This window comes from Massilia sp. LjRoot122, assembly GCF_964252725.1.
GTDB lineage: Bacteria > Pseudomonadota > Gammaproteobacteria > Burkholderiales > Burkholderiaceae_D > Telluria.
Window position 1 is genome coordinate 2,872,156 of record NZ_CAXUPB020000001.1, and the last position, 21,042, is coordinate 2,893,197.

The following is a 21,042-nucleotide window of genomic DNA, read 5'->3' on the forward strand; positions in this document are numbered from 1 at the left end:
ACGCCGTTGGCAAGACTGGAGGAGTGGAACATGGACAGAGCAAGCAGCGCAGAATACGAAGTGGCCGACATCATGCGCGGCCTGTACGGAGACGGCATCATCGCCTGCCGCGGCGCCTACAGCCGCGAACTGATCGGGGAACTGCGCGCCGACATCGACATGCTGTTCGAGGAAGCGCTGAAGCGCGAGGGCGGCGCCCTCAATCGTGGACCCAACCGCTATTACGTCGAGGTGCACCCGGAACGCCTGCGCTCCTTCGTGACGATCGCCAGCCACCCCTGGGTGATGGCGGTATGCAGTGCGGTGCTGGGGCCGGACTACCGCATCGTCGAAGTCGGCTTCGACGTGCCCGGGCCGGGCGCCATGCACCAGCCCTGGCACCGCGACTTCGCCACACCGCCGGAAACGGTACAGGGGCGGCGCCTCAGCTCGCTTGCCTTCAACATCACCACCGTCGACGTCACCGAGGACATGGGACCCTTCGAGATCGCCCCGGGCACCCAGTGGGACCTGTTCGACGGCGATCCGATGTTCCCCGACAAGGCCCTGTACCCGCGCTACGAGGCGCTGGCCCAGCGCAAGCTGCCGAAGGTGGGCGACATCTCGGCCCGTTCGGCACTGACCATCCACCGCGGCACCGCCAACCGCTCGAACCTGTCGCGCCCGGTGCTGGTGCTGGGCGCCGACGCCCCCGATGCGACCAACGCCATCAAGCACGACCTGCAGATGTCGCGCGCCTATTACGATGGCCTGCCCGAGGACGTGCGCAAGCACCTGGCCTGCCGCGTGGTGGAACAGCTGGAGCCGATCCGCCAGGCGCACACGATCGAAGGCCTGAAGATGGGCGTGACGATGGGAGGCTGAAGGGAGAGGAGGGCCGCCGGCGGCGGCCCTCGGGGATTACGCTTTGTCCGGTACGCCCTGCGAGGGCACCGGGGTCTTGAGCGCATCCGGCACGGCGTCGGCAATGCCGTTCGCCGGCATCTGGCCGACCCGGCGCGCTTCGTCGGAATGCTGGTCGAGGCTGACTTCCTCGGCCACGTCGAAACGGCCGTCTTCCGCGCCTTCCTCGCCGGGAAGCAGGTTTTCCGACCGCTGGTCCTGGCCGCCGCCGGCGATCGGCTTGGCCTGCGGCTGGGATGTCGATTGGTCTGGCTGGGTGGGTGGAGCCATGCTGTCCTCCTGTCGGCGGTTTTTCATGGCCCCATTATTACGCCCCGTACAAAGACGGGGGCGCACGCTAGTCGTCCCGGTCCTTGCGCGGCAGGTTCTTCTCGACGATCGCCCAGACGATCATGCCATAGGCGAGCACCCGGATCAGGTAGTGCAGGGGCGAATCCTCGCCCGCTTCGTTCAGGACGGCCGAATACACGCGGTGCAGCCCTTCGATAAAGAAAGACAGCGCGAAATACAGGAAGAAGCGGTCGCCCGTGTTGCGCCAGAAGCGCAGGAAGAACAGGGCGATCGTGAGCGAAGCCATCGAGATCGCGCCATACATCATCTGAATCATCGCCTCACTCACTCCTTCTCGTAGATCAGGCCGTACAGCAGCAACAGACAGGCCACCAGGGCGCTGATGACCCGCAGCGGCATGAAATCGACATTCGGGAACACGATCTTGTCGAAAATCAGGAACAGGTTATTGAAGGTCATCACCGCAAAGCACAGCCCGCTCCAGAACAGGAGACGGTAACGCGTGCGCCGGTAGCTGGCAAACAGCAGCCAGGTACAGGCCAGCGAGGTCAGCATGCACAAGGTATAGATGAGTTCGCCCATTAGGTATCCTTTCGCAGGCGGAAGGCGTCGGCGAACTGCTGCGCCTTGCGGTCGAGTGTGGAATGGATGAGATTGGTGACGTCGACCAGGTGGCGTGCGTACAGCTCGGCCAGGCGGTCGATGCGTTCCCTTAACTCGTCGGAGGCCGGGGTGTACAGGTAGCAGTGCTCCTGCGGCGCCGGGCAGGGACCGGCCATGCCGGAGCGGCACAGCTCGTCGAGCAGGCCCTGGGCCGTGCGCTCGCTGGTGTACAGCCGGCTGGCCAGCATCTCCCTGGTCCATTGCTGGCCGGGATTGGCGCGCAGCAGCAGCAAGGCTTCGAGGAAGGGCACGGAGGGTACGCTCGTCAGGACAAAACGGCGCAAGTCCTCTGGGATCGGCGGACGGTTCATTCGCTTCGGGTGTAGTTTCCCAAAAGGAATCTTTTGTTGAGAAAGCCGCAAGTGTATCTCATTCTCGGCGGAAAGGACATTTTCAATCGTGCGCGTCTTGACGCAGGCATTGTTTGACCTCGCTCAACGGTGCTCGGCTACAATGCGCAGCAACGCTTCCTGATTCCCCGTATACCCATGTTCCGTTCCATCCTGGCCCGGCTTGCCCGAGTCTCCCTTGCCGGCGTGCTGCTGGCCGCCGGCGCCGCACAGGCGGCGAGCTGCCCCGATCATTACCTCGACGGCCGCGCGCCCGAGATCCGCAACCCGAAGCTGGCCGCCGCGACACGCGAGCTGTGCTACAGCGAATTCGGGGTCATGCATTCGGGCGTGACCCGCACCGCGCTGTGGTCGGCTGAACACCTGGCGCCCTCCCAGCTGGAGGCGGCCCAGGGCCTGGACCGCGACAATGCCTTCCATCCCGAGCCGCGCCTGCCGCGTGCGCAGCGCGCCGAGCTGTCCGACTATGCGCGCAGCGGCTTCGACCGCGGCCACCTGGCTCCCAACGGCGACATGCCGGACCGGCGCGCCCAGCGCGAGAGCTTCTCGCTGGCGAACATGGTGCCGCAGGACCGCGACCACAACCGCCACATCTGGGCGCCGATCGAAGGCGCGGTGCGCAAGATGGCGAAGCGCGAGGGTTCGCTGTACGTGCTCACGGGCCCGGCCTTCCTCGGCAGCAGCCTGCGCAAGGTCGGCAACGTGATCGTGCCGAGCCACCTCTACAAGGTGGTGTACAGTCCCCGCCAGAAGGCGGCCGCCGCCTGGTTCGTCGAGAACCGGAGCGATGCGCCCATCCATGTGATCCCGGTCGCCGAACTGGAGCGCATCGTCGGCATCGAACTGCTGCCCTCCCTGAGCCTGCAGCAGAAGGAGCGCATGCTGGCGCTGCCGCAGATCCGCCAGAAGAAACGCCGCAACTGACTACCCCCGCAGCCGAGGAGACGCCATGCCCGCGAAGAAATCGTTCAAACCCTTTGCCAACGAGGCCGACGTCCTCGAGATTGGTAATCTGATGCTGGAAAACCGGCTCGACCGCATCACCATCTCCGGCGATCTCGACCTGACCGCCGACCAGGCCGGGCTGGCGGCCGCGCGCCGCCTGCACGAACAGCTGGGCGCCATCGTCGCCGCGCTCGAAGCGCGCGAACTGCCGGACCGCCTGCCGCCGCCCGACGTCAAGACCGTCGACAACCCTTTCGCCTAGGCGCTGTCATCGTTAGCTATGGATGAGGATTGAACTGCTGAGCTCCCCCATGGTCCAAGACCTGTCCGCATCGACAGGAACCCGCCATGAAAGCGCCCAGCTTCACTCAATGGTTTGCACAGCTGCCCACCCTGAACCAGCCACAACGGCTGCAAACGCTTGCCGCGCTGCATCCGGCTGCCGGGCTCGACCAGGTAGTCGCCCTGATCGGGCAGATTGGCGCGGCTAAACGCCAATGCCCGCGCTGCGCATGCGAACGCTACTATCGGCATGGCCAGGCCAACGGCCTGCAGCGCTACCGTTGCCGCGAATGCAGGCGCACCTTCAACGACCTGAGCGGGACCCCACTGGCACGGCTACGGCTGCGCGAAAAATGGCTTGATTACCTCGCCACAGTACTCGATTCGAAACCGGTGCGCGCCGCGGCCAAGCAGGTGGAGGTACACCGCAACACCGCCTTTCGCTGGCGTCACCGCTTTCTGCAGCGGGTCAAGTACGACCGGCCGCAGTGCTTGAGCGGTGTCGTCGAGGCCGATGAAATGTTCATGCTGGAGTCTCAGAAAGGCGCGCGCAAACTGGAGCGGGCGCCGCGCAAGCGTGGCGGCCGTGCCAGCAGGCGCGGGATATCACGCGAACTCGACTGCATCCTGGTCGCGCGTGACCGCAGCGGCCAGACCATCGACGCGCTCGTTGGCCGCGGCGCCCTGACGGTGGCGCAGCTGGAGCGCCATCTCTTGCCCAAGCTCGACAGGCAAGTACTGCTGGTCAGCGACGCGAACGCCGCCTACCGGGCTTTTTCCCGCAAACACGGCATCGCCCACGAGGCAGTGAGCCTGAGTGCGGGCGAGCGGGTCCGTCGCGGCAGCGCCGGCGCCATCCATTTCCAGAACGTCAATGCCTATCACCAGCGCTTGCGCGAATGGCTGGCCCGTTTCCACGGCGTCGCCTCGCGCTATTTGCCAAATTACCTGGGCTGGCGCTGGGCACTTGATGGCGGACGGATTACTTCTGCTGAACAATTGCTGCGCATTGCGATCAGAGTCATCCATAGATTACGGTGACAGCGCCTTCGCATAACCCCTTTCGTCGTCTCCTCCGCCGGCACGCATCCAGCGCGTCCGGCGCGCTCATCATTCCAAGAGTCAAGGGTGCGCAGGCCCCCGCAGGCATGGAGTAAGCTCGATTCCCTTGATAGCCGCGATGCGAGGAGCCCGCCAATGTCCAGCACCATCCCCGACAGCAATCCGCAGGAAAGCCAGCGCATTCCCGTGGTCGAGGAGCAGTTGGCCGTTGGTACCCGCGTCGTCGAAACCGGGCGCGGCGTCCGGGTTCACAAGACAGTCACCGAACAGCCGGTCACCATCGACGAGCGTCTCATGCGCGACGAGGTGGATGTGCGGCATGTGCCGGTAGACCGGATCGTCGCGCTGGAAGAGGCTCCAGCAACCCGCTACGAAGGCGACACGCTGGTGGTGCCGGTTCTCGAAGAGGTGCTGGTAGTCGAACGCCGCCTGCGCATCAAGGAAGAACTGCACATCACCCGCACCCGGCACGAAGAACGCTACCAGGACACCGTCCCGCTCAAGTCCGAGCAGGTCGAGGTCGAGCGTTTCGACGAGGCCGGCAAGCCGCCGACACCCTGACTCACCACCATGACGGAGGATCGACCATGCAACATACTCTGGTAGCTGTATTCGACAACCGCGCAGATGCACAAGGCGCGATGGATGAACTGCTCGCTTCGGGCTTTTCCCGTTCGGACGTACGGATGTCCGGCGACAGCACGACCGGCATGGGGGCCGGCACCACCACCACGACCACCGCCACGCACTCCGACACCGGTATCGGCAGCAGCATCAAGAACTTCTTCAGTGACCTGTTCAGCGATGACGACGACACTAGCCGGGTGAGCCGCTACGAGGGCGTTGTGTCGAGCGGCAAGCACGTCGTGACCCTGACTGCCGATTCGCTGCCCGAAGTCGAGCGCGCCGCCGACATCGTCGAGCGCTTCGGCCCGGTGGACATCGACGAGCACTCGGACAGCGTCGGCAAGATGGGTTCGAGCGGCGCCCTGCTGTCGGGCAGCCAGAGCGGCATGCAGTCGACCTCGGCCTCGGCACAGTCGGCCTCGATCAACAAGCAGGGCAGCCTGACCGGCTCTTCGCTGCAGCGCGACACCGCGATGGAAACCGGCCGCACCGGCAGCACCCAATCGATCCCGGTGGTCGAGGAACAGCTCAGGGTCGGCAAGCGCGAAGTCCAGCGCGGCGGCGTGCGCATCTACTCGCGCGTGGTCGAAACGCCGGTCAACGAGAGCGTCAACCTGCGCGAGGAACATGTGGACGTGCAGCGCCGCGCCGTGGACCAGCCGATCAGCGCGGCGGACGCCACCGCCTTCAAGGAGCAGACCATCGAAATGCGTGAAACGGCCGAGGAAGCGGTGGTCGAGAAGTCCGCACGCATCGTCGAGGAGGTCACGGTCGGCAAGCAGGTCAACGAGCGCCAGCAGCAGATCCAGGACACCGTGCGCCACACCGAAGTCGACGTGCAGCGCCTGGACGGAACCACGGCGCGCTCCGACCTGCGCGACGACGACAGCTACTACCGCAACCACTTCAACACCACCTACGGTGCGACGGGGGGATCGTACGACGATTACGCCCCGGCCTACAGCTACGGCTCGCAAATGGCCAGCAGCGGCCGCTACAGCGGGCGCCAGTGGGACGAGGTCGAGTCCGACCTGCGCTCCGACTGGGATACCCGCTACGGCAGCAGCGGGCAGTCGACCTGGGAAAAGATGAAGGCCGCGGTTCGTCACGGCTGGGACCGCATGACCGGCGACACGCCTACCGGCCGCAGCTACTGACCCAGGGCTTTCCGACCACACGAACGGCGCCTGCGGGCGCCGTTTTTATTGTCCGGCCAGCCGCGCGCGCGTACTGCCGCGATTGGAGTAATCTGGTCCCGTGCTACAGCGCACCGCGGGTAGGCACCAGAGCCGTCGCGACGTCGTCCCTTTCGCCAGAGCGGGCCGGCGCCGGACGGTTCGCCAGCCTGCCGCCGCGCTCCGCCACTCACCCTAACGGAGGAACGACCATGCAACATACTCTTGTAGCCGTGTTCGACAACCGGACCGACGCACAGAACGCAATGAACGAGTTGACGTCCTCGGGCTTTTCGCGCAACGAGGTCAAGCTCTCCAATTCCGACCCGACCGGCATGACCGACAGCGTCACCGGCCGCAGCGACACGCTGGCCGAGGACCGCGACACCGGCATCGGCGCGCAGATCAAGCATTTCTTCACCGACCTGTTCGGTGCGGACAACAGCGAGCACGCCAGCAGGTACGAAGGCGCGGTAACGCGCGGCCACCACGTCCTGACGGTGCGCGCGGACTCGCTGCCCGAGGTCGAGCGCGCGGCCGACATCGTCGAGCGCTACGGCCCGACCGACATCGACGAGCAGGCCTCGGGCAGCGACATCAGCATCTCGGAGTCGGTGCGCATGAGCGGCGCCGGCGGCATCCAGCAGAACAGCGGCATGTCGATGCAGTCCGGCAGCGGCGTCAATCAGCAGCTCGACAACCCGGGCGACCGCAAGATCTTCCAGCAGCAGTCGCTGCACCAGGCCGAGCCGATGGGCACCACCTACCAGGAGCCGCAGGGCCAGAGCGGCCTGAGCGCCACCGGCGGCACCTCGCTGCAGGGCTCGACGCTGCAGGAAAACTCGGTACAGGGGTCGTCGCTCGAGGGCACCCAGAACGACCGCGGCATCCGGAGCTCGGGCGGGCAGGGCGGTACCCTGCAGGGTTCCGCCCTGGAAGGTTCCGCGATCCAGGGCGGCGCCGGCGCATCGATGCAGCGCGATTCCGCCATGGGCGGATCCTCTTCCGGCGGCATGCGCCAGGTCGAGACGCGGCGCGGCAAGTCGCGCATCTACTCGCCATCCGGGAGCAGCAGCCTGGATATCGGCAGCAGCTTGTTCGGCGACGATGACGATTACTACCGTAACCACTTCCTCGCCAACTACAGCGGCGAGGACTATGAGCGCGTCAAGCCGGCCTACGCCTATGGGTCGGAAATGGCGCGCAGCGACAAATACCGTGGCCGCCAGTGGGACGAGGTGGAAAACGACCTGCGCAGCGACTGGAGCACGCGCAGCGGCAATACCGCCGGCGACACCTGGGACCGCATGAAGGCGGCGGTTCGCCGCGGCTGGGACCGCATGACTCCGGACCGCGACGATGACAGCTATTACCGCAGCCACTACGACCAGCACCTGAGCAGTTCGGGCGTCGACTACGATAGCGTCAAGCCGGCCTATTCCTATGGCTCCGAAATGCGCAAGAGCGAGCTGTACCGCAACCGCCCGTGGGACGACATCGAAGGCGACATGCGCAGGGGCTGGGACTCGCGCATCAGCACCGCCACCCATGGCGACACCTCGATCGGCGCCTGGGACCGGATGAAGGCCGCCGTCCGTCACGGCTGGGATCGCATGACGGACGATGAGGACGACGACCGCGCCTACCGCAGCCACTGGAACGCCACCTACAGCACGGCGACCGACGCCGGCAGCTATGACGACTACAAGCCGGCCTATGCCTACGGCTCCGAGATGGCGCGCAACGAGAAATACCGCGGCCGCCAGTGGGGCGAGGTGGAGAACGAGCTGCGGACCGACTGGGACACCCGCTACGGCAGCGGCGGGCAGTCGACCTGGGACAAGATGAAGTCGGCGGTACGCCACGGATGGGATCGGATGACCTCATGATCTCCGGCGCAACAGCCAGCTAAGAAAATCGGCGCCCTCGGGCGCCGATTTCACTCACACAGGGAGCAGCTTAGTCCGCAAACGCCTGCACCGCCGGCGTGATCTTCACCGCCTCCGGACGGATCCCCAGCTTCATCGACCCGATCTGCCGGTCTTCATCCAGCAGCGCCTGCGGCTTCTTCGCGTCGTAGCTGATCGGCGAGAAGGCATCCGTCACCAGCTTTTCCTTCAGGCCGGCCGCATCCTTGGTGATGATCACCACCGACAGGTTCTTGCTCGACAGGTGCTTGCGGATCGCCGCGTTGACGTCCGCCACGGTCAGCCTGGCCAGGCCCTCGCGCATCATGCGCGTGAATTCCGGCGTACGGTACCACTGGGAATCGAGGGCGTAACCCAGCTGCTGGTCCTGGGTAGCCGTCATGACGAAGACGTTCTTCATCAGGTATCCGCGGGTAGTCTCGAAATCCTGCTGCGACAGGCCGTTCGAAATCAGTTTGTCCAGCTCGAACAGGGCGGCGCGCAGCGCGAAGTGGCCGTTCTGCGGCGCCACCGGGCGGATCCAGATTTCGAACAGCTGCGCCTTGCGGCCCAGGTTCGGGTTGGGGAAGAACTGGAACATCCCGCGCGGGAAGGCCTCGATATAGGCGTAGTCGCCATAGTTCATGCCGCGCTCTTCGCGGATGCGCTGGTACAGGCGCGCGCTCGAGGCGCGGTGCTCGCCCAACCAGGTCTTGGCCATCCACAGGGCCGGGAAGTCCGGGTGCGAGCGGGTGACTTCCAGCGGCAGCCCGAAGGAAATCGCGGTCGCGCGGGTGTTCTTCTCGATGATCTCGACGTCCAGGCCGTTCGGCATGCGGCCGCGGATGGCCGGTGTGGCTGCCAGGCCGGCGCCGGCCGGCAGGCGCGCCAACGCCGTCTTGAGCGAGGCGACCATGGCTTCCGAGACCTCACCCGAGATGCCGACGCGGACCGCGCCCTGGCTGTAGGCCTGGCGGTAGAAGTTCTTCACGTCGTCCAGGGTGATGGCCTCGATGCCCCTGGCGGTGCCCAGCACCGGATGGCCGTAAGGCGTACCGGCGAAGACGTTCGCCTGCAGCCTTTCCTTGCCGAACTCCTCCTCGTTGTTGTCCTTCAGGTCGAGGTTCAGGGCGTTCTTCTGGGCGTCCTTCAGGCGCCGGAAGTCCTCCTCGCGGAAGCCCGGGTCCACCAGCAGCGGCAGGGCGATGCCGAGGTACTGGTCCCAGTTGTCCTTGTGGGTCGAGCCGGTGAAGGTGGTCATCTCCTTGTCGGTCTGTTCGCTGAAGCTGCCGGCCAGCGGGAACAGGGCCTTGGTGACTTCATCGATCTTGCGCTCGCGCGAACCGGCGGAAGCCAGCATGGCCGCCGTCAAGGCCGCCAGGCCTTCCTTGCCCTTCGGGTCGTGGGCCGAACCGGCTGCGAACAGCAGCTTGAAGCGGATCTGCGGGAGGGCCGACTTTTGCACCAGCACGTCGAATTTCGCGTCGCTGGCCTGTGGGACCAGATCGGCCAGCTTCGGCAGGGTCTGGATCTCTGGCGGCAGGGCCTCGTGCGACAGGGTCGTGACCACCATCGATTCATCCACCAGGTACTTGCGCGCCGCCTCCTGCAGGTCGGCCGGGGTCAGGCTGTCGACCACGCGGTAGTAGCGGTTCAGGGTGCCGAAGGAGCGGTCGAAGTGCACGTAGGAGGCCAGGGTCGAGGCGATCGCCTCGGTATTGTCCAGCGAGCGGATCAGGCCGTACTTGTTGGCCGACTTGGCGTCCGCCAGGGCGCTCGCCGTCACGGGCTCGTCGCGCAGCTTCGCCACCGTCTGCAGGATGGCGTCGCGTACGTAGACGGCGTCAGCCGGCTTCTTGACGCGCGCACCGATCGTGGCCAGGGTCGGGTCGACCCGGTTCGGCACGAAGTCGAACAGCTGGTCGACCTTCTGCTCGTCCTGCACCAGGCGCTTGTATAGCGTCGAGGTACGCCCAAAAGAAAGCGACAGCAGCATCGACAGCGCCGCCTGGTCTTTCCGGGTTTCCGAGAAGGCCGGGGCGCGGAAGGCGACCGTCACCAGCGGCAGGGTCGGAGTCTGCCATGCCACGTGGCGGTACTGCGCGCCCTTGGGCGCCGCTTCGACCGGCACGTTCGACTTGAAGCTGCCGCGCTTCCACGCGCCCCAGTATTTCTCGACCATGGCCACCGCCTTGGCCGGTTCGACGTCGCCGGCGATGATCACGGTGGTGCGTTCCGGACGGTACCAGCGGTCGAAGAAGACCTTCGAGTACTCGTACTGGTTCGGCATGTCCTCGATGTCCTTCAGGAAGCCCATCGTGGTGTGGCGGTAGGTGTGGGTCGAGAACGCGGCTTCACGCTGGGTCTCGAACAGCTTCTGCATCGGGTTGGCGCTGTTCTTGTTGTATTCGCCCAGCACGGCGCGCGATTCGGTCTTGAAGGCCTCGACCGGGTAGGACAGGTGCTGGAAGCGGTCGGCTTCGACCTCCAGCACGGTTTCCAGGTCTTCCTTGGCGAAGGTGGTGTAGTAATTGGTGAGATCGTCGCTGGTGTAGGCGTTCTGGCGCGCACCGGCCCTGGTGATGATCTCCTGGTACTTCTCCGGCGGATAAGTGGGAGTCCCGCGGAACATCATGTGTTCGAAGAAGTGGGCGAAGCCCGACTTGCCCGGCTCGACTTCGTTGCGCGAGCCGGTCTGCACCGGGATGTGCACCGAGACCAGGTTCGGGAAGCCGGTCGGCACCACGATCACCTTCAGGCCGTTCGGCAGGATTTTCTCAATTGCCTTGAAGGGCAGGACGTCGGCGCTGCCGGTCGCCTTGGCCGCCGGGGCGGCTGCGGCTGCGGGCGCGAAGGCCAGAAGGGCCGCGGGAATCAGGGTCGCGAGCGCGCTCCGCTGCAGGGTGAGTTTCAACACGTTCTCTCCTTTTTGGAATATTGCTATCCGCGAAGGATAGAATATTCGACAAGGAAAGAACAGCGCAATCAGGTATGCATACGTCCCGGCTGGACGCGCTTCATGCCGCTTCGCTGAGGGGCAGGCTGATGCGGTTGCGGCCCATGTGCTTGGCGCGGTACAGGGCCGCATCGGCGGTGGCGACCAGCTGGCTGGCATTGTTGTCGGGTCCGGCGATGGCGGTGGCGGCGCCGATCGAGACCGTCACGTGGCGGGTGGGGGCGGTGGACGGCAGCTGCAGCTGCTCGACCCGGCAGCGGATGCGCTCGGCGACGATGGCGGCGCCCTTGAGCGACTGGTTCGGCAGGATCACCGCGAATTCCTCGCCGCCGTAGCGCGCCACCAGGTCATTGGCCCGCATTTCGCTCGCCACCGCCCGCGCGATGCGCTTCAGGCATTCGTCGCCGCCGAGGTGGCCGTTGGCATCGTTGTAGGCCTTGAAGTTGTCGACGTCGACCATGAGAAGCGACAGCGGCTGCTGCTGGCGCAGGGCACGTGCCCACTCGGCATGCAGGGTGTCGTCGAAGCAGCGCCGGTTGGCCAGCCCGGTCAGGCCGTCGCGGGTGGCCAGCTGTTCGAGTGCCACCTGGGCCATCTTCTCGTCGGTGAGGTCGCGCAGGGTTTCGACCACGGCCGCCAGCTCGCCGTCGGCGCCGTAGATCGGGCTGGCGTCGGCGGCCAGGTAGCGCCGCCGGCCGGCGCGCGGCATGTCGAACCAGCTTTCGATGCACAGGCTTGCCGGCGAGCCTTCCGACGCGCAGCGCGGCAGGATGCGGCGCACGTCGTCGACGCGGTTCTGGAGCACCAGGTCGGCCAGGGTAGGGCGCCGGTGCTCATAGAAGCTGCGCCAATGATCGCCCGTGCCCAGCACTTCATGGGCCGGCACGCCGGTCAGGAGTTCGCAGGCCCGGTTCCAGATCATGACCCTGGCCTCGGTGTCGAGGACGAACACCGGGATCGACAGGGACGCCACCAGCTGCCCCACGAATGCCCCGTCCTCGACGAGTGCGGTCGGTGCAGGCGCGCTGGCCCTGGAGCTGTATTGGCTGATCATGATCGTCCTCTGCGGTTCCGGTGCGGCAGCCGGATTGACTGCCGACAGGAAACGATTTTGCTACCGCGCAGGATCGACCTTATTGATTTTGAGCAAGTTCAAGCGGGAGCCGGCGTTCGCGCCAGGGGCAGGGCGGCGCTGACGACGGTTCCGCCGCGGCGGCCCGGCAGGACGCTCAGGGTTCCGCCGAAGGCCTCGGTCCGCTCGCGCATGCCGAGGATGCCGCAGCCGCGCGCATCCAGGTGGTCGAGGGCAGCCGGGCCGATGCCGTCGTCCTCGACCTTCAACAGCACTTCGCCGGCCGATTCGACCAGGGTGACGCATACCATGGTGGCCTGGGAATGACGGGCCACGTTCGACAGGGACTCCTGCATCACGCGGAACAGCACCGCGTCCAGCTCCTGGTCGCGCCGGCTGTCCCCGGCGGCGGCCTCGCTGCCGCCGTCGAAGCGGTAGTCCAGCCCGTGCAGGCGGGCGAAGTCGGCCAGGTGGTGTTCGGCCGCCTGGCGCAGGCTTTGTCCGTTGGCGATCGGACGCAGGCCGGACACGATCGAGCGCACCGAACGGATCGCGACGTCCAGGTTGGCAATGGCGGTGCTCAGCTTGTCATGCGCCGCGGGCGAGGTGCCGCGCACGGCGGCCTGCTGCAAGGCCAGTTCCACGCGCAGCGACAGCAGCCGATGGCCCAGCTCGTCATGCAGGTCGCGGGCAATGCGGCTACGTTCCGCTTCGCGCACGTTCTCCTGCTGGCGCACCAGCCGGCACAGCACTTCATGGCTGCCGGCCAGCGCGTTGTCGACGTCGGCATGGGCACCGCGTTCGGCATCCAGCTGCTGTTCCAGCGCCTGGCTGCGTTCCTGCGCCGCCTGGGAGCGCCGCTCCAGCAGCAACGCCAGGCCGATTGCCGCCAGGGTCACCAGGGCGGCCGCCACGGTCTCGGGCGGGACGCCGCGCAGGGGCAGGGGAACCGGCATGGCCGCGGCAGCCGGTGCGCTGGCGGCCAGGCCGAGCAGGGTCGAGGTAAATCCTGAAATGCAGGCTAGGAAACTAGTAGGCTTGTTCATGGCGTCCTTCTGACAGGCATTCGGAATCTTCCGTAAGAAGTTACACCTGAGTCTTACAAGCAATATTGCTCATCCTCAATGCATGCGCGCCGGCCCGGCGCAGGCTATAATGGAAGGTTGACGAGAGGTTTACCGTGACTTACAGCATCAAAGAGATCTTCTACACCTTGCAGGGCGAAGGCGCCCATGCGGGGCGTCCGGCCGTTTTCTGCCGCTTTTCCGGCTGCAATCTGTGGACCGGCCGCGAAGCCGACCGCGCCAGCGCCGTGTGCACCTTCTGCGATACCGATTTCGTCGGTACGGACGGCGAGCGCGGCGGCAAATTCCGCACGCCCGAGCTGCTCGCGGCCGAGATCGACAGCCTGTGGCCGCAAACGCATGCCGCCAGCAAGTACGTCGTGTTCACCGGCGGCGAGCCGCTGCTGCAGCTGGATCGCCCGCTGATCGACGCGATGCATGCGCACGGCTTCACGATCGCGATCGAGACCAACGGCACCCTGCCGGTGCCGGAAGGCGTGGACTGGGTCTGCGTCAGCCCCAAGATGGGGTCCGAGCTGGTGGTCGCGAAAGGCAACGAGATCAAGGTCGTCATCCCGCAGGCGGGCCAGGACCTGGCCGCCTACGAGGGGCTCGACTTCGAGAACTTCTACGTGCAGCCGATGGACGGCCCGCTCGCCGCGCACAACACCCGCCTGGCGATCGAGACCTGCCGCCGCAATCCCAAGTGGAAGCTCAGCCTCCAGACCCACAAACTGCTTCAGATTCCCTAATTCCGATGTTGACCATTACCCGCAAGCTGGAATTCGATGCCGGCCATCGCATTCCCGACCACAAGAGCCAGTGCCGCAACCTGCACGGCCACCGCTACACCCTCGAACTCACCCTGACCGGCGAAGTCATCGATGTTGAAGGAAATTCCGACAACGGCATGATCATGGATTTCTCGGACGTCAAGACGCTGGCCAAACAGCATCTGGTCGACGTGTGGGACCATGCCTTCCTCGTGTACGAAAAGGATGACAGGGTCCGCGAGTTCCTCGCCTCGCTGCCCGACCACAAGACCGTCGTGATCGACTGCATCCCGACGGTGGAAAACCTGGCGCGCGTCGCCTTCAACATCCTCAAGACGGTTTTCACCGACCGCTACGGCACCGGTCTGCGTCTGCACAAGCTGGTGCTGCATGAGACCCCGAACTGCTGGGCCGAAATTACCGATGCCTGAACGGTATATGCAGCTGGCCCTGGACCAGGCGCGCCTGGCCTGGGCCGAAGGCGAAGTGCCGGTCGGCGCGGTGGTGGTCAAGGACGGCGAAGTGATCGCGGTGGGCTATAACCAGCCGATCGGCCGCCACGACCCCACCGCCCACGCCGAGATCGTCGCGCTGCGCGCGGCGGCCGAGAAACTCGGCAATTACCGCCTGCCGGGCTGTGAACTCTATGTCACCCTCGAACCCTGCATCATGTGCTCGGGAGCGATGATGCACGCGCGCCTGGCGCGCGTGGTGTACGCGGCGGTCGACCCGAAGACCGGCGCCGCCGGCTCGGTCGTCAACCTGTTCGAGCACGATCAGCTGAACCACCATACCGAGGTGACGGGCGGCGTGATGGCCGAGGAGGCGAGCAGCCTGCTCAAGGCCTTTTTCGCTGAGCGGCGGGCAGCCGCCCGCAAATTGCCGGCGTAAGACAAGTCGTACGCCGGCACGAGCGCCCCTGCAGTGGCGAAAGTGCTATGCTGGCCGCATGCCGCCATGATGGCGAGCCAAATCTGCCCGACGAGTTCTCCGCCGGGCGCCAACGCGCCCGACACCTTGCCATGCCCACGCTGAACGCCAATGGAATCCGCATCGCCTTCGACACCGCGGGCGACCCCAAGGCCCCACCGCTGCTGCTGGTGCACGGGCTCGGGATGCAGCTGACCGCCTGGCCCGACGAGTTCGTCGACGGCCTGGTCGAGCTCGGGTTCTACGTGATCCGTTTCGACAACCGCGACTGCGGCCTGTCCACCAAGTTCGAACAGGCGGGCGTGCCCAACCTGGGGCTGGCCTGGCTCAAATCGAAGCTCGGCTGGCCGCTGCGCGCCGCCTACCGCCTCGACGACATGGCCGAAGACGCGATCGGCGTGCTGTCGGCGCTGGGCGTGGCGCGCGCCCACGTGGTCGGGGTCTCGATGGGCGGCATGATCTGCCAGATCCTGGCGGCGCGCTATCCGCAGCGCATCCTGAGCCTGACTTCGATCATGTCGAGCAGCTGCCGGCGCGGACTACCCGGTCCCGAAAACAAGATCCGCAAGCTGCTGGCGCGCCGTCCGGGCGATCCGGGCGACATCGAGAGCATCATCGAGCACGGCGTCGCCCTGATGCGCGCGATCGGCAGCCCGTCCTATCCGACGCCGGACAAGGTCTTGCGCAAGCGCGTGGCGCGCTCTGTACGCCGCAGCTATTGCCCAAGCGGCGTAGCGCGCCAGATGATGGCGATTGCCGCGTCCGGCGACCGCTGCGCCGAGTTGTCCACGATCACGGTGCCCTCACTGGTGATCCACGGCGCCGACGACCCGCTGGTTCCGCCCGCCTGCGGCGAAGACACGGCCAGCCGGATTCCCGGTGCCCGCCTCGAAATCATCGAGGGTATGGGCCACGACCTTCCGCCGCAACTGCTCGAGCGGCTCACCGCCTTGATCGATGCCCACGCCAGGGGTAAGATGTTGCCAGACTCCACACCCCGGCTTTTTGTCAAACAGTGATCACCCAACAAATCGGCATCGCCATCGTCGCCCCGGCGGGCCAGGCACTCGACCCCTGCGCGGTCGATCGCGGCATCGCCCGCCTCGAGGACCACGGCTGCCTGGTCCATAACTACTACGACCATGCCAGCATCCACGAACGCTTCGGCGGCACCGACCAGGGCCGCCTGGCCCAGCTGCAGGCGGCCATCGCCGACCCGGATGTACAGATCATCATGGCCCTGCGCGGCGGCTACGGCACCACGCGCCTGCTGCCGCAGATCGATTTCGAGGCGCTTGCGGCCAGCGGCAAGCTGGTGGTCGGCTTTTCCGACATCACGGCAATCCACATGGGCCTGATGGCACGCACCGGCGCGCTCAGCTATGCCGGACCGATGATCGCGGGCGACTTCGGCGCCAGGGAACCGGTGCAGTTCACGCTGGACGACTTCTGGCACTGCCTGCAGGGGCCGACGCATACGATCACCGAATGCCTTGCCGGCAACCCCGGCATCCAGGAAGAGGGGACCGTCTGGGGCGGCAACCTGGCAATGATCGTGTCGCTGCTGGGGACGCCTTACTTCCCGCAGGTCGACAGCGGCATCCTGTATCTCGAAGACATTGGCGAACACCCTTACCGGGTCGAGCGCATGTTGCTGCAACTGCAGCATGCCGGCGTGCTCGAACGCCAGCGCGCCATCGTGCTGGGCGACTTTTCCGGCTATACGCTGGGCGCCAACGACAATGGTTACGATTTCGACACCATGCTGGCCCACCTGCGCGCCACGCTGCCGGTTCCGGTCATCAAGGGACTGAGCTTCGGCCACATCCCGCGCCGGGTGACCATCCCCTTCGGCGCCCAGGGCAGGCTGCTGTCCCATGCCGAGGGCTTCAGCCTGCAGCTGTCGGACTACCCGACCGTTCGCCGCGCTGCTACTGGCGCCTGAAGGAATCGGGGCCGGATTTCGCCCTGCGGCCCCGCGATGGTAAAATCGCGGGTTATCCGGCAACACCGTTGCTAACTCCGCTTCTAAAGGTTTCCTAGTGCTATCCACTGCCAATATCACGATGCAATTCGGCGCCAAGCCGCTCTTCGAGAACATCTCCGTCAAGTTTGGCGAAGGCAACCGTTACGGCCTGATCGGCGCGAACGGCTGCGGCAAGTCGACGTTCATGAAGATCCTCGGCGGCGACCTCGAACCCTCGGCCGGCAACGTCAGCCTCGACCCGGGCGAGCGCCTGGGCAAGCTGCGCCAGGACCAGTTCGCCTATGAAGACGTGCGCGTGCTCGACGTCGTCATGATGGGCCACACCGAACTCTGGAACGCGATCTCGGAACGCGACGCCATCTACGCCAATCCGGAAGCGACCGACGAAGACTACATGCGCGCCGCCGAACTGGAAGGCAAGGTCGCCGAATACGACGGCTACTCGGCCGAAGCGCGCGCCGGTGAGCTGCTGCTGGGCCTGGACATCGCCAGCGACCTGCACCAGGGCCCGATGAGCGCAGTGGCGCCGGGCTGGAAACTGCGCGTGCTGCTGGCCCAGGCCCTGTTCTCGAACCCGGACATCCTGCTGCTGGACGAACCGACCAACAACCTGGACATCAACACGATCCGCTGGCTGGAAGACATCCTGAACCAGCGCAACTCGACGATGATCATCATCTCGCACGATCGTCACTTCCTGAACCAGGTCTGCACCCACGTGGCCGACATGGACTACGGCACCCTGAAGGTCTATCCGGGCAACTACGACGACTACATGCTGGCCTCGACCCAGGCCCGCAACCAGCAACTGGCGAACAACGCCAAGGCCAAGGAAAAGGTCGCCGAACTGCAGGACTTCGTGCGCCGCTTCTCGGCCAACAAGTCCAAGGCACGCCAGGCGACTTCGCGCGCCAAGATGATCGACAAGATCAAGATCGAGGAATTCAAGCCGTCCTCGCGCGCCTATCCCTTCGTGCGCTTCGAAGGCGAGAAGAAGCTGCACCGCCTGGCGGTGGAGACCGAGGGCCTGTCGAAAGCCTACGACCGCCAGCTGTTCAAGAACTTCTCGATCATGGTCGAGGCGGGCGAGCGCATCGCGATCATCGGCGCCAACGGCGCCGGTAAGACCACGCTGCTGCGCTGCATCGGCGGCCAGGACATCACCGGTCTGGCAGCCGACCAGGGCCGCGTGAAGTGGGCCGAGAACGCCAACGTCGGCTACATGCCGCAGGATCCGACCGAGGAATTCGCCGGCGGCGAAAACCTGACCGACTGGATGGGCCAGTGGACCCAGGAAGGCGACGACGACCAGGCCGTGCGCTCGATCCTGGGCCGCCTGCTGTTCGGCGGCGACGAAGTCAAGAAATCGGTCAAGGTGCTGTCCGGTGGCGAAAAGGGCCGCATGATGTACGGCAAGCTGATGCTGGGCCGCCACAACGTACTGCTGCTCGACGAGCCGACCAACCACATGGACATGGAATCGATCGAGTCGCTGAACATTGCTCTTGATAAATACGCCGGCACCATGATCTTCGTCTCGCACGACCGCGAGTTCGTGTCTTCGCTGGCCACCCGCGTACTCGAGATCCGCGAAAACGAGATCGTCGACTTCCGCGGGAACTACGAAGAGTATCTGACGAGCCAGGGCATCGACTGACAGGAGAGCACGCCGCATGATCATCGCACCGATCAAGACCTATGAATACGACCGGCCCCAGGCCGGTGCGGCCTGCACGGCCGAGGCCTGGGCGCGCACGCCCGCCACCCCGACGGCCAGCGAAAAAGCCGAACTGAAGGAGCGCATCAATCGCCTCCTGAAAGAGCGCAATGCGGTGCTGGTTGCCCATTACTACGTGGACGCCGACCTGCAGGACCTGGCCGAAGAAACCGGCGGCTGCGTGTCGGATTCGCTGGAAATGGCGCGTTTCGGCCGTGACCACCCGGCCCAGACCCTGGTCGTGGCCGGCGTGCGCTTCATGGGCGAATCGGCCAAGATCCTGAGCCCGGAAAAGACCATCCTGATGCCGGACCTGGACGCGACGTGCTCGCTCGACCTGGGCTGCCCGGCCGACGAATTCGCCGCCTTCTGCGACCAGCATCCGGACCGCACGGTGGTGGTGTACGCCAACACCAGCGCCGCCGTGAAGGCGCGCGCCGACTGGATGGTGACCTCGTCGATCGGCCTGGACATCGTCAAGCACCTGCACGAGCAGGGCAAGAAGATCCTGTGGGCGCCGGACCGTCACCTCGGTGCCTACATCCAGAAGCAGACCGGCGCCGACATGCTGCTGTGGCAGGGTTCCTGCCTGGTGCACGACGAATTCAAGGGCATCGAACTCGACCTGCTCAAGGCCGAGCATCCGGATGCCAAGGTGCTGGTGCACCCGGAATCCCCAGCGAATGTGGTGGCCCAGGCCGACGTGGTCGGCTCGACCACCCAGCTGATCAACGCCGCGGTGAACCTGCCGGCGACCACCTTCATCGTCGCCACCGACAACGGCATCCTGCACAAGATGCGCGCAGCGGCCCCGGGCAAGCACTTCATCGAAGCGCCGACCGCCGGCAACAGCGCGACCTGCAAGAGCTGCGCGCACTGCCCGTGGATGGCCATGAACGGCCTGAAGAACCTGGCCGAAGTCCTGGAAAGCGGTGCCAACGAAGTCCACGTCGATCCGGAAATCGGCCGCCAGGCCAAGCGCGCGATCGACCGCATGCTCGATTTCGCCGCCGCCAAGAAGGCGCAAGCCCTGCCGAGCGGTGCGCTCGAGCAGAACGCCACCCTGTTCAACGGAGTAGGCCCGGCATGACGACCCTGCGCAATCCCTTCATTTCCGACGAACAGCTCGACGAAAAACTGCAAGCCGCCTTCGAGGCCAACATCCTGGCGGCGCTGCTGGAAGACGTCGGCACCGGCGACCTGACCGGCATGCTGGTGCCCGTCGAGCCACGCGTGCAGGCCCGCGTCATCGTGCGCGAAGAAGCGGTGCTGTGCGGCGCGCCCTGGTTCGAGGGCGTGATGCTGGCCGTCGACCAGGACATCGCAATCGACTGGCAGTACGCCGAGGGCGACCTGATGGCCAAGGATTCGGTGGTTTGCACCATCGAAGGCTGCCCGCGCTCGCTGCTCACCGCCGAGCGCGCGGCCCTGAACTTCATGCAGCTGCTGTCGGGCGTGGCCAGCGCCACCCGCAAGTACGTGGACCTGATCGCCGGCACCAGCTCGGCCATCCTCGACACCCGCAAGACCCTCCCTGGCCTGCGCCTGGCGCAGAAGTACGCGGTGCGCGTCGGCGGCGGCAAGAACCAGCGCATGGCCCTGTACGACGGCATCCTGATCAAGGAAAACCACATCGCCGCGGCCGGTGGCGTCACCCGGGCGCTGCAGGCGGCCGCGGCGCTGAACTCGGGCGCGCCGGTGCAGATCGAGGTGGAGACCATCGCCCAGCTCGAGGAAGCGCTGGCAGCAGGCGTCAAGTCGGTCTTGCTGGACAACTTCGACCTCGACATGATGCGCGATGCAGTGCGCGTCAACGGCGGCCGTGCGCTGCTGGAAGCTTCGGGCGGTATCAACCTGCAGACCGTGCGGGCGATCGCCGAGACCGGCGTCGACCGCATCTCGATCGGCAGCCTGACCAAGGACGTGCGCGCGACCGATTATTCGCTGCGCATCGTGGGGCCGGCGTGATGGACTGGAGCAGGCTGCGTATTTCCACGGGCGCAAGGCTCATGTGGCTGGCCTTGGGGCTGCTGCTGGGCCTGCCGACCCTGGCGAACGGCGTGAGCACCGACAACACGGCCGACCTGTGCTTCGGCATCGGCATGGTGCTGGTCGGCGTCCGCGGTTTCCTGCGGCCGGTCATGTTCGGCAAGGCCGTCCGGATGGAAATGGATCCGCGCACGGCGCAAGTGTCGATCGGAACGCCGATGCTGCATGGCGGCCTGTCGATGGTGATTTTCATCGCGCTGACCGCCGGCATCGTCATCAAGTACGTGCTCAAGGGCTGAAGCTTAAGTACTTGGCACCTCCGCCCTCAAGACCGTCATCCCGGCGAAGG

The 21,042-nt window shown here is 65.8% G+C and carries 23 protein-coding genes; 16 read left to right on the forward strand and 7 right to left on the reverse strand.

The genetic code is table 11. From position 1 onward, the window contains the following. The first annotated feature begins 30 nt into the window (after nucleotides 1-30). Nucleotides 31-864, forward strand: a complete 834-nt coding sequence (locus ACSQ25_RS12405) for a phytanoyl-CoA dioxygenase family protein (RefSeq protein WP_436105993.1) — start codon at nucleotides 31-33, stop codon at nucleotides 862-864. A 36-nt stretch (nucleotides 865-900) separates the two neighbouring features. Here ACSQ25_RS12405 and ACSQ25_RS12410 read toward each other — a convergent pair whose 3' ends face one another. The 4 genes from ACSQ25_RS12410 to ACSQ25_RS12425 all read right to left on the reverse strand — a co-directional run bounded on the left by ACSQ25_RS12410 (nucleotide 901) and on the right by ACSQ25_RS12425 (nucleotide 2,168). Beyond that, on the reverse strand, nucleotides 901-1,173 hold the full coding sequence (locus tag ACSQ25_RS12410) for a hypothetical protein (RefSeq protein WP_436105994.1): 273 nt from the start codon (nucleotides 1,171-1,173) through the stop codon (nucleotides 901-903). 67 nt (nucleotides 1,174-1,240) lie between these two features. Beyond that, nucleotides 1,241-1,510, reverse strand: coding sequence for a DUF5985 family protein (locus tag ACSQ25_RS12415; protein ID WP_436105995.1), 270 nt, complete (start codon nucleotides 1,508-1,510; stop codon nucleotides 1,241-1,243). An 8-nt stretch (nucleotides 1,511-1,518) separates the two neighbouring features. After that, nucleotides 1,519-1,776 carry a DUF5985 family protein gene (locus ACSQ25_RS12420; RefSeq protein ID WP_027864053.1) on the reverse strand — a complete coding sequence of 86 codons (258 nt, stop codon included), beginning with the start codon at nucleotides 1,774-1,776 and terminating at the stop codon, nucleotides 1,519-1,521. Continuing rightward, the gene (locus tag ACSQ25_RS12425; RefSeq protein WP_436105996.1) at nucleotides 1,776-2,168 is read right to left on the reverse strand and encodes a hypothetical protein; all 393 of its coding nucleotides are present in this window, start codon (nucleotides 2,166-2,168) and stop codon (nucleotides 1,776-1,778) included. The genes ACSQ25_RS12420 and ACSQ25_RS12425 overlap by 1 nt, the downstream gene beginning before the upstream one ends. A 177-nt stretch (nucleotides 2,169-2,345) precedes the next feature. On the opposite strand from ACSQ25_RS12425, the gene ACSQ25_RS12430 reads away from it, so the two are divergent. From ACSQ25_RS12430 to ACSQ25_RS12455, 6 genes are all read left to right on the forward strand, one after another. After that, entirely contained in the window at nucleotides 2,346-3,131 is a 786-nt protein-coding gene (locus ACSQ25_RS12430; protein ID WP_436105997.1) for a DNA/RNA non-specific endonuclease, read from the forward strand. Between the two features lie 25 nt (nucleotides 3,132-3,156). Continuing rightward, a complete protein-coding gene (locus ACSQ25_RS12435) occupies nucleotides 3,157-3,414 on the forward strand; it encodes a hypothetical protein (RefSeq protein WP_436105998.1) in 258 nt (85 codons plus the stop codon). Between the two features lie 86 nt (nucleotides 3,415-3,500). Continuing rightward, the gene (locus ACSQ25_RS12440) at nucleotides 3,501-4,475 is read left to right on the forward strand and encodes an IS1595 family transposase (RefSeq protein WP_436105999.1); all 975 of its coding nucleotides are present in this window, start codon (nucleotides 3,501-3,503) and stop codon (nucleotides 4,473-4,475) included. Between the two features lie 156 nt (nucleotides 4,476-4,631). Then, on the forward strand, nucleotides 4,632-5,057 hold the full coding sequence (locus tag ACSQ25_RS12445) for a DUF2382 domain-containing protein (protein WP_436106000.1): 426 nt from the start codon (nucleotides 4,632-4,634) through the stop codon (nucleotides 5,055-5,057). A gap of 26 nt (nucleotides 5,058-5,083) precedes the next feature. After that, nucleotides 5,084-6,280 carry a YsnF/AvaK domain-containing protein gene (locus ACSQ25_RS12450; RefSeq protein WP_436106001.1) on the forward strand — a complete coding sequence of 399 codons (1,197 nt, stop codon included), beginning with the start codon at nucleotides 5,084-5,086 and terminating at the stop codon, nucleotides 6,278-6,280. 230 nt (nucleotides 6,281-6,510) lie between these two features. Next, complete coding sequence (locus ACSQ25_RS12455; protein WP_436106002.1) at nucleotides 6,511-8,187, forward strand: hypothetical protein; 1,677 nt, start codon at nucleotides 6,511-6,513, stop codon at nucleotides 8,185-8,187. Between the two features lie 70 nt (nucleotides 8,188-8,257). Here the strand turns inward: ACSQ25_RS12455 and ACSQ25_RS12460 are convergent, their stop codons facing one another. From ACSQ25_RS12460 to ACSQ25_RS12470, 3 genes are all read right to left on the reverse strand, one after another. Continuing rightward, entirely contained in the window at nucleotides 8,258-11,122 is a 2,865-nt protein-coding gene (locus ACSQ25_RS12460; protein ID WP_436106003.1) for a M16 family metallopeptidase, read from the reverse strand. A gap of 100 nt (nucleotides 11,123-11,222) precedes the next feature. Then, nucleotides 11,223-12,215, reverse strand: coding sequence for a sensor domain-containing diguanylate cyclase (locus tag ACSQ25_RS12465; protein WP_436106004.1), 993 nt, complete (start codon nucleotides 12,213-12,215; stop codon nucleotides 11,223-11,225). Nucleotides 12,216-12,313: 98 nt separating this feature from the next. After that, nucleotides 12,314-13,279 carry a sensor histidine kinase gene (locus ACSQ25_RS12470; protein ID WP_436106005.1) on the reverse strand — a complete coding sequence of 322 codons (966 nt, stop codon included), beginning with the start codon at nucleotides 13,277-13,279 and terminating at the stop codon, nucleotides 12,314-12,316. Between the two features lie 134 nt (nucleotides 13,280-13,413). Here ACSQ25_RS12470 and queE point away from each other — a divergent pair, with 134 nt between their 5' ends. The 9 genes from queE to ACSQ25_RS12515 all read left to right on the forward strand — a co-directional run bounded on the left by queE (nucleotide 13,414) and on the right by ACSQ25_RS12515 (nucleotide 20,992). Next, on the forward strand, nucleotides 13,414-14,049 hold the full coding sequence (gene queE / locus ACSQ25_RS12475; RefSeq protein ID WP_436106006.1) for a 7-carboxy-7-deazaguanine synthase: 636 nt from the start codon (nucleotides 13,414-13,416) through the stop codon (nucleotides 14,047-14,049). Between the two features lie 5 nt (nucleotides 14,050-14,054). Beyond that, a complete protein-coding gene (gene queD / locus ACSQ25_RS12480; protein WP_436106007.1) occupies nucleotides 14,055-14,501 on the forward strand; it encodes a 6-carboxytetrahydropterin synthase QueD in 447 nt (148 codons plus the stop codon). Beyond that, entirely contained in the window at nucleotides 14,494-14,961 is a 468-nt protein-coding gene (tadA, locus tag ACSQ25_RS12485) for a tRNA adenosine(34) deaminase TadA (protein ID WP_436106008.1), read from the forward strand. Before queD ends, tadA begins: the two co-directional genes overlap by 8 nt. A gap of 131 nt (nucleotides 14,962-15,092) precedes the next feature. Next, nucleotides 15,093-16,019, forward strand: coding sequence for an alpha/beta fold hydrolase (locus ACSQ25_RS12490; protein ID WP_436106009.1), 927 nt, complete (start codon nucleotides 15,093-15,095; stop codon nucleotides 16,017-16,019). Then, nucleotides 16,016-16,945, forward strand: a complete 930-nt coding sequence (ldcA, locus tag ACSQ25_RS12495; protein WP_436106010.1) for a muramoyltetrapeptide carboxypeptidase — start codon at nucleotides 16,016-16,018, stop codon at nucleotides 16,943-16,945. Before ACSQ25_RS12490 ends, ldcA begins: the two co-directional genes overlap by 4 nt. 97 nt (nucleotides 16,946-17,042) lie before the next feature. Continuing rightward, entirely contained in the window at nucleotides 17,043-18,644 is a 1,602-nt protein-coding gene (locus ACSQ25_RS12500) for an ABC-F family ATPase (RefSeq protein WP_436106011.1), read from the forward strand. A gap of 16 nt (nucleotides 18,645-18,660) precedes the next feature. After that, nucleotides 18,661-19,794, forward strand: coding sequence for a quinolinate synthase NadA (gene nadA / locus ACSQ25_RS12505; RefSeq protein WP_436106012.1), 1,134 nt, complete (start codon nucleotides 18,661-18,663; stop codon nucleotides 19,792-19,794). After that, nucleotides 19,791-20,672 carry a carboxylating nicotinate-nucleotide diphosphorylase gene (gene nadC / locus ACSQ25_RS12510; protein ID WP_436106013.1) on the forward strand — a complete coding sequence of 294 codons (882 nt, stop codon included), beginning with the start codon at nucleotides 19,791-19,793 and terminating at the stop codon, nucleotides 20,670-20,672. Before nadA ends, nadC begins: the two co-directional genes overlap by 4 nt. A 41-nt stretch (nucleotides 20,673-20,713) precedes the next feature. Further along, on the forward strand, nucleotides 20,714-20,992 hold the full coding sequence (locus ACSQ25_RS12515; protein ID WP_436106014.1) for a hypothetical protein: 279 nt from the start codon (nucleotides 20,714-20,716) through the stop codon (nucleotides 20,990-20,992). Nucleotides 20,993-21,042: the final 50 nt, after the last annotated feature.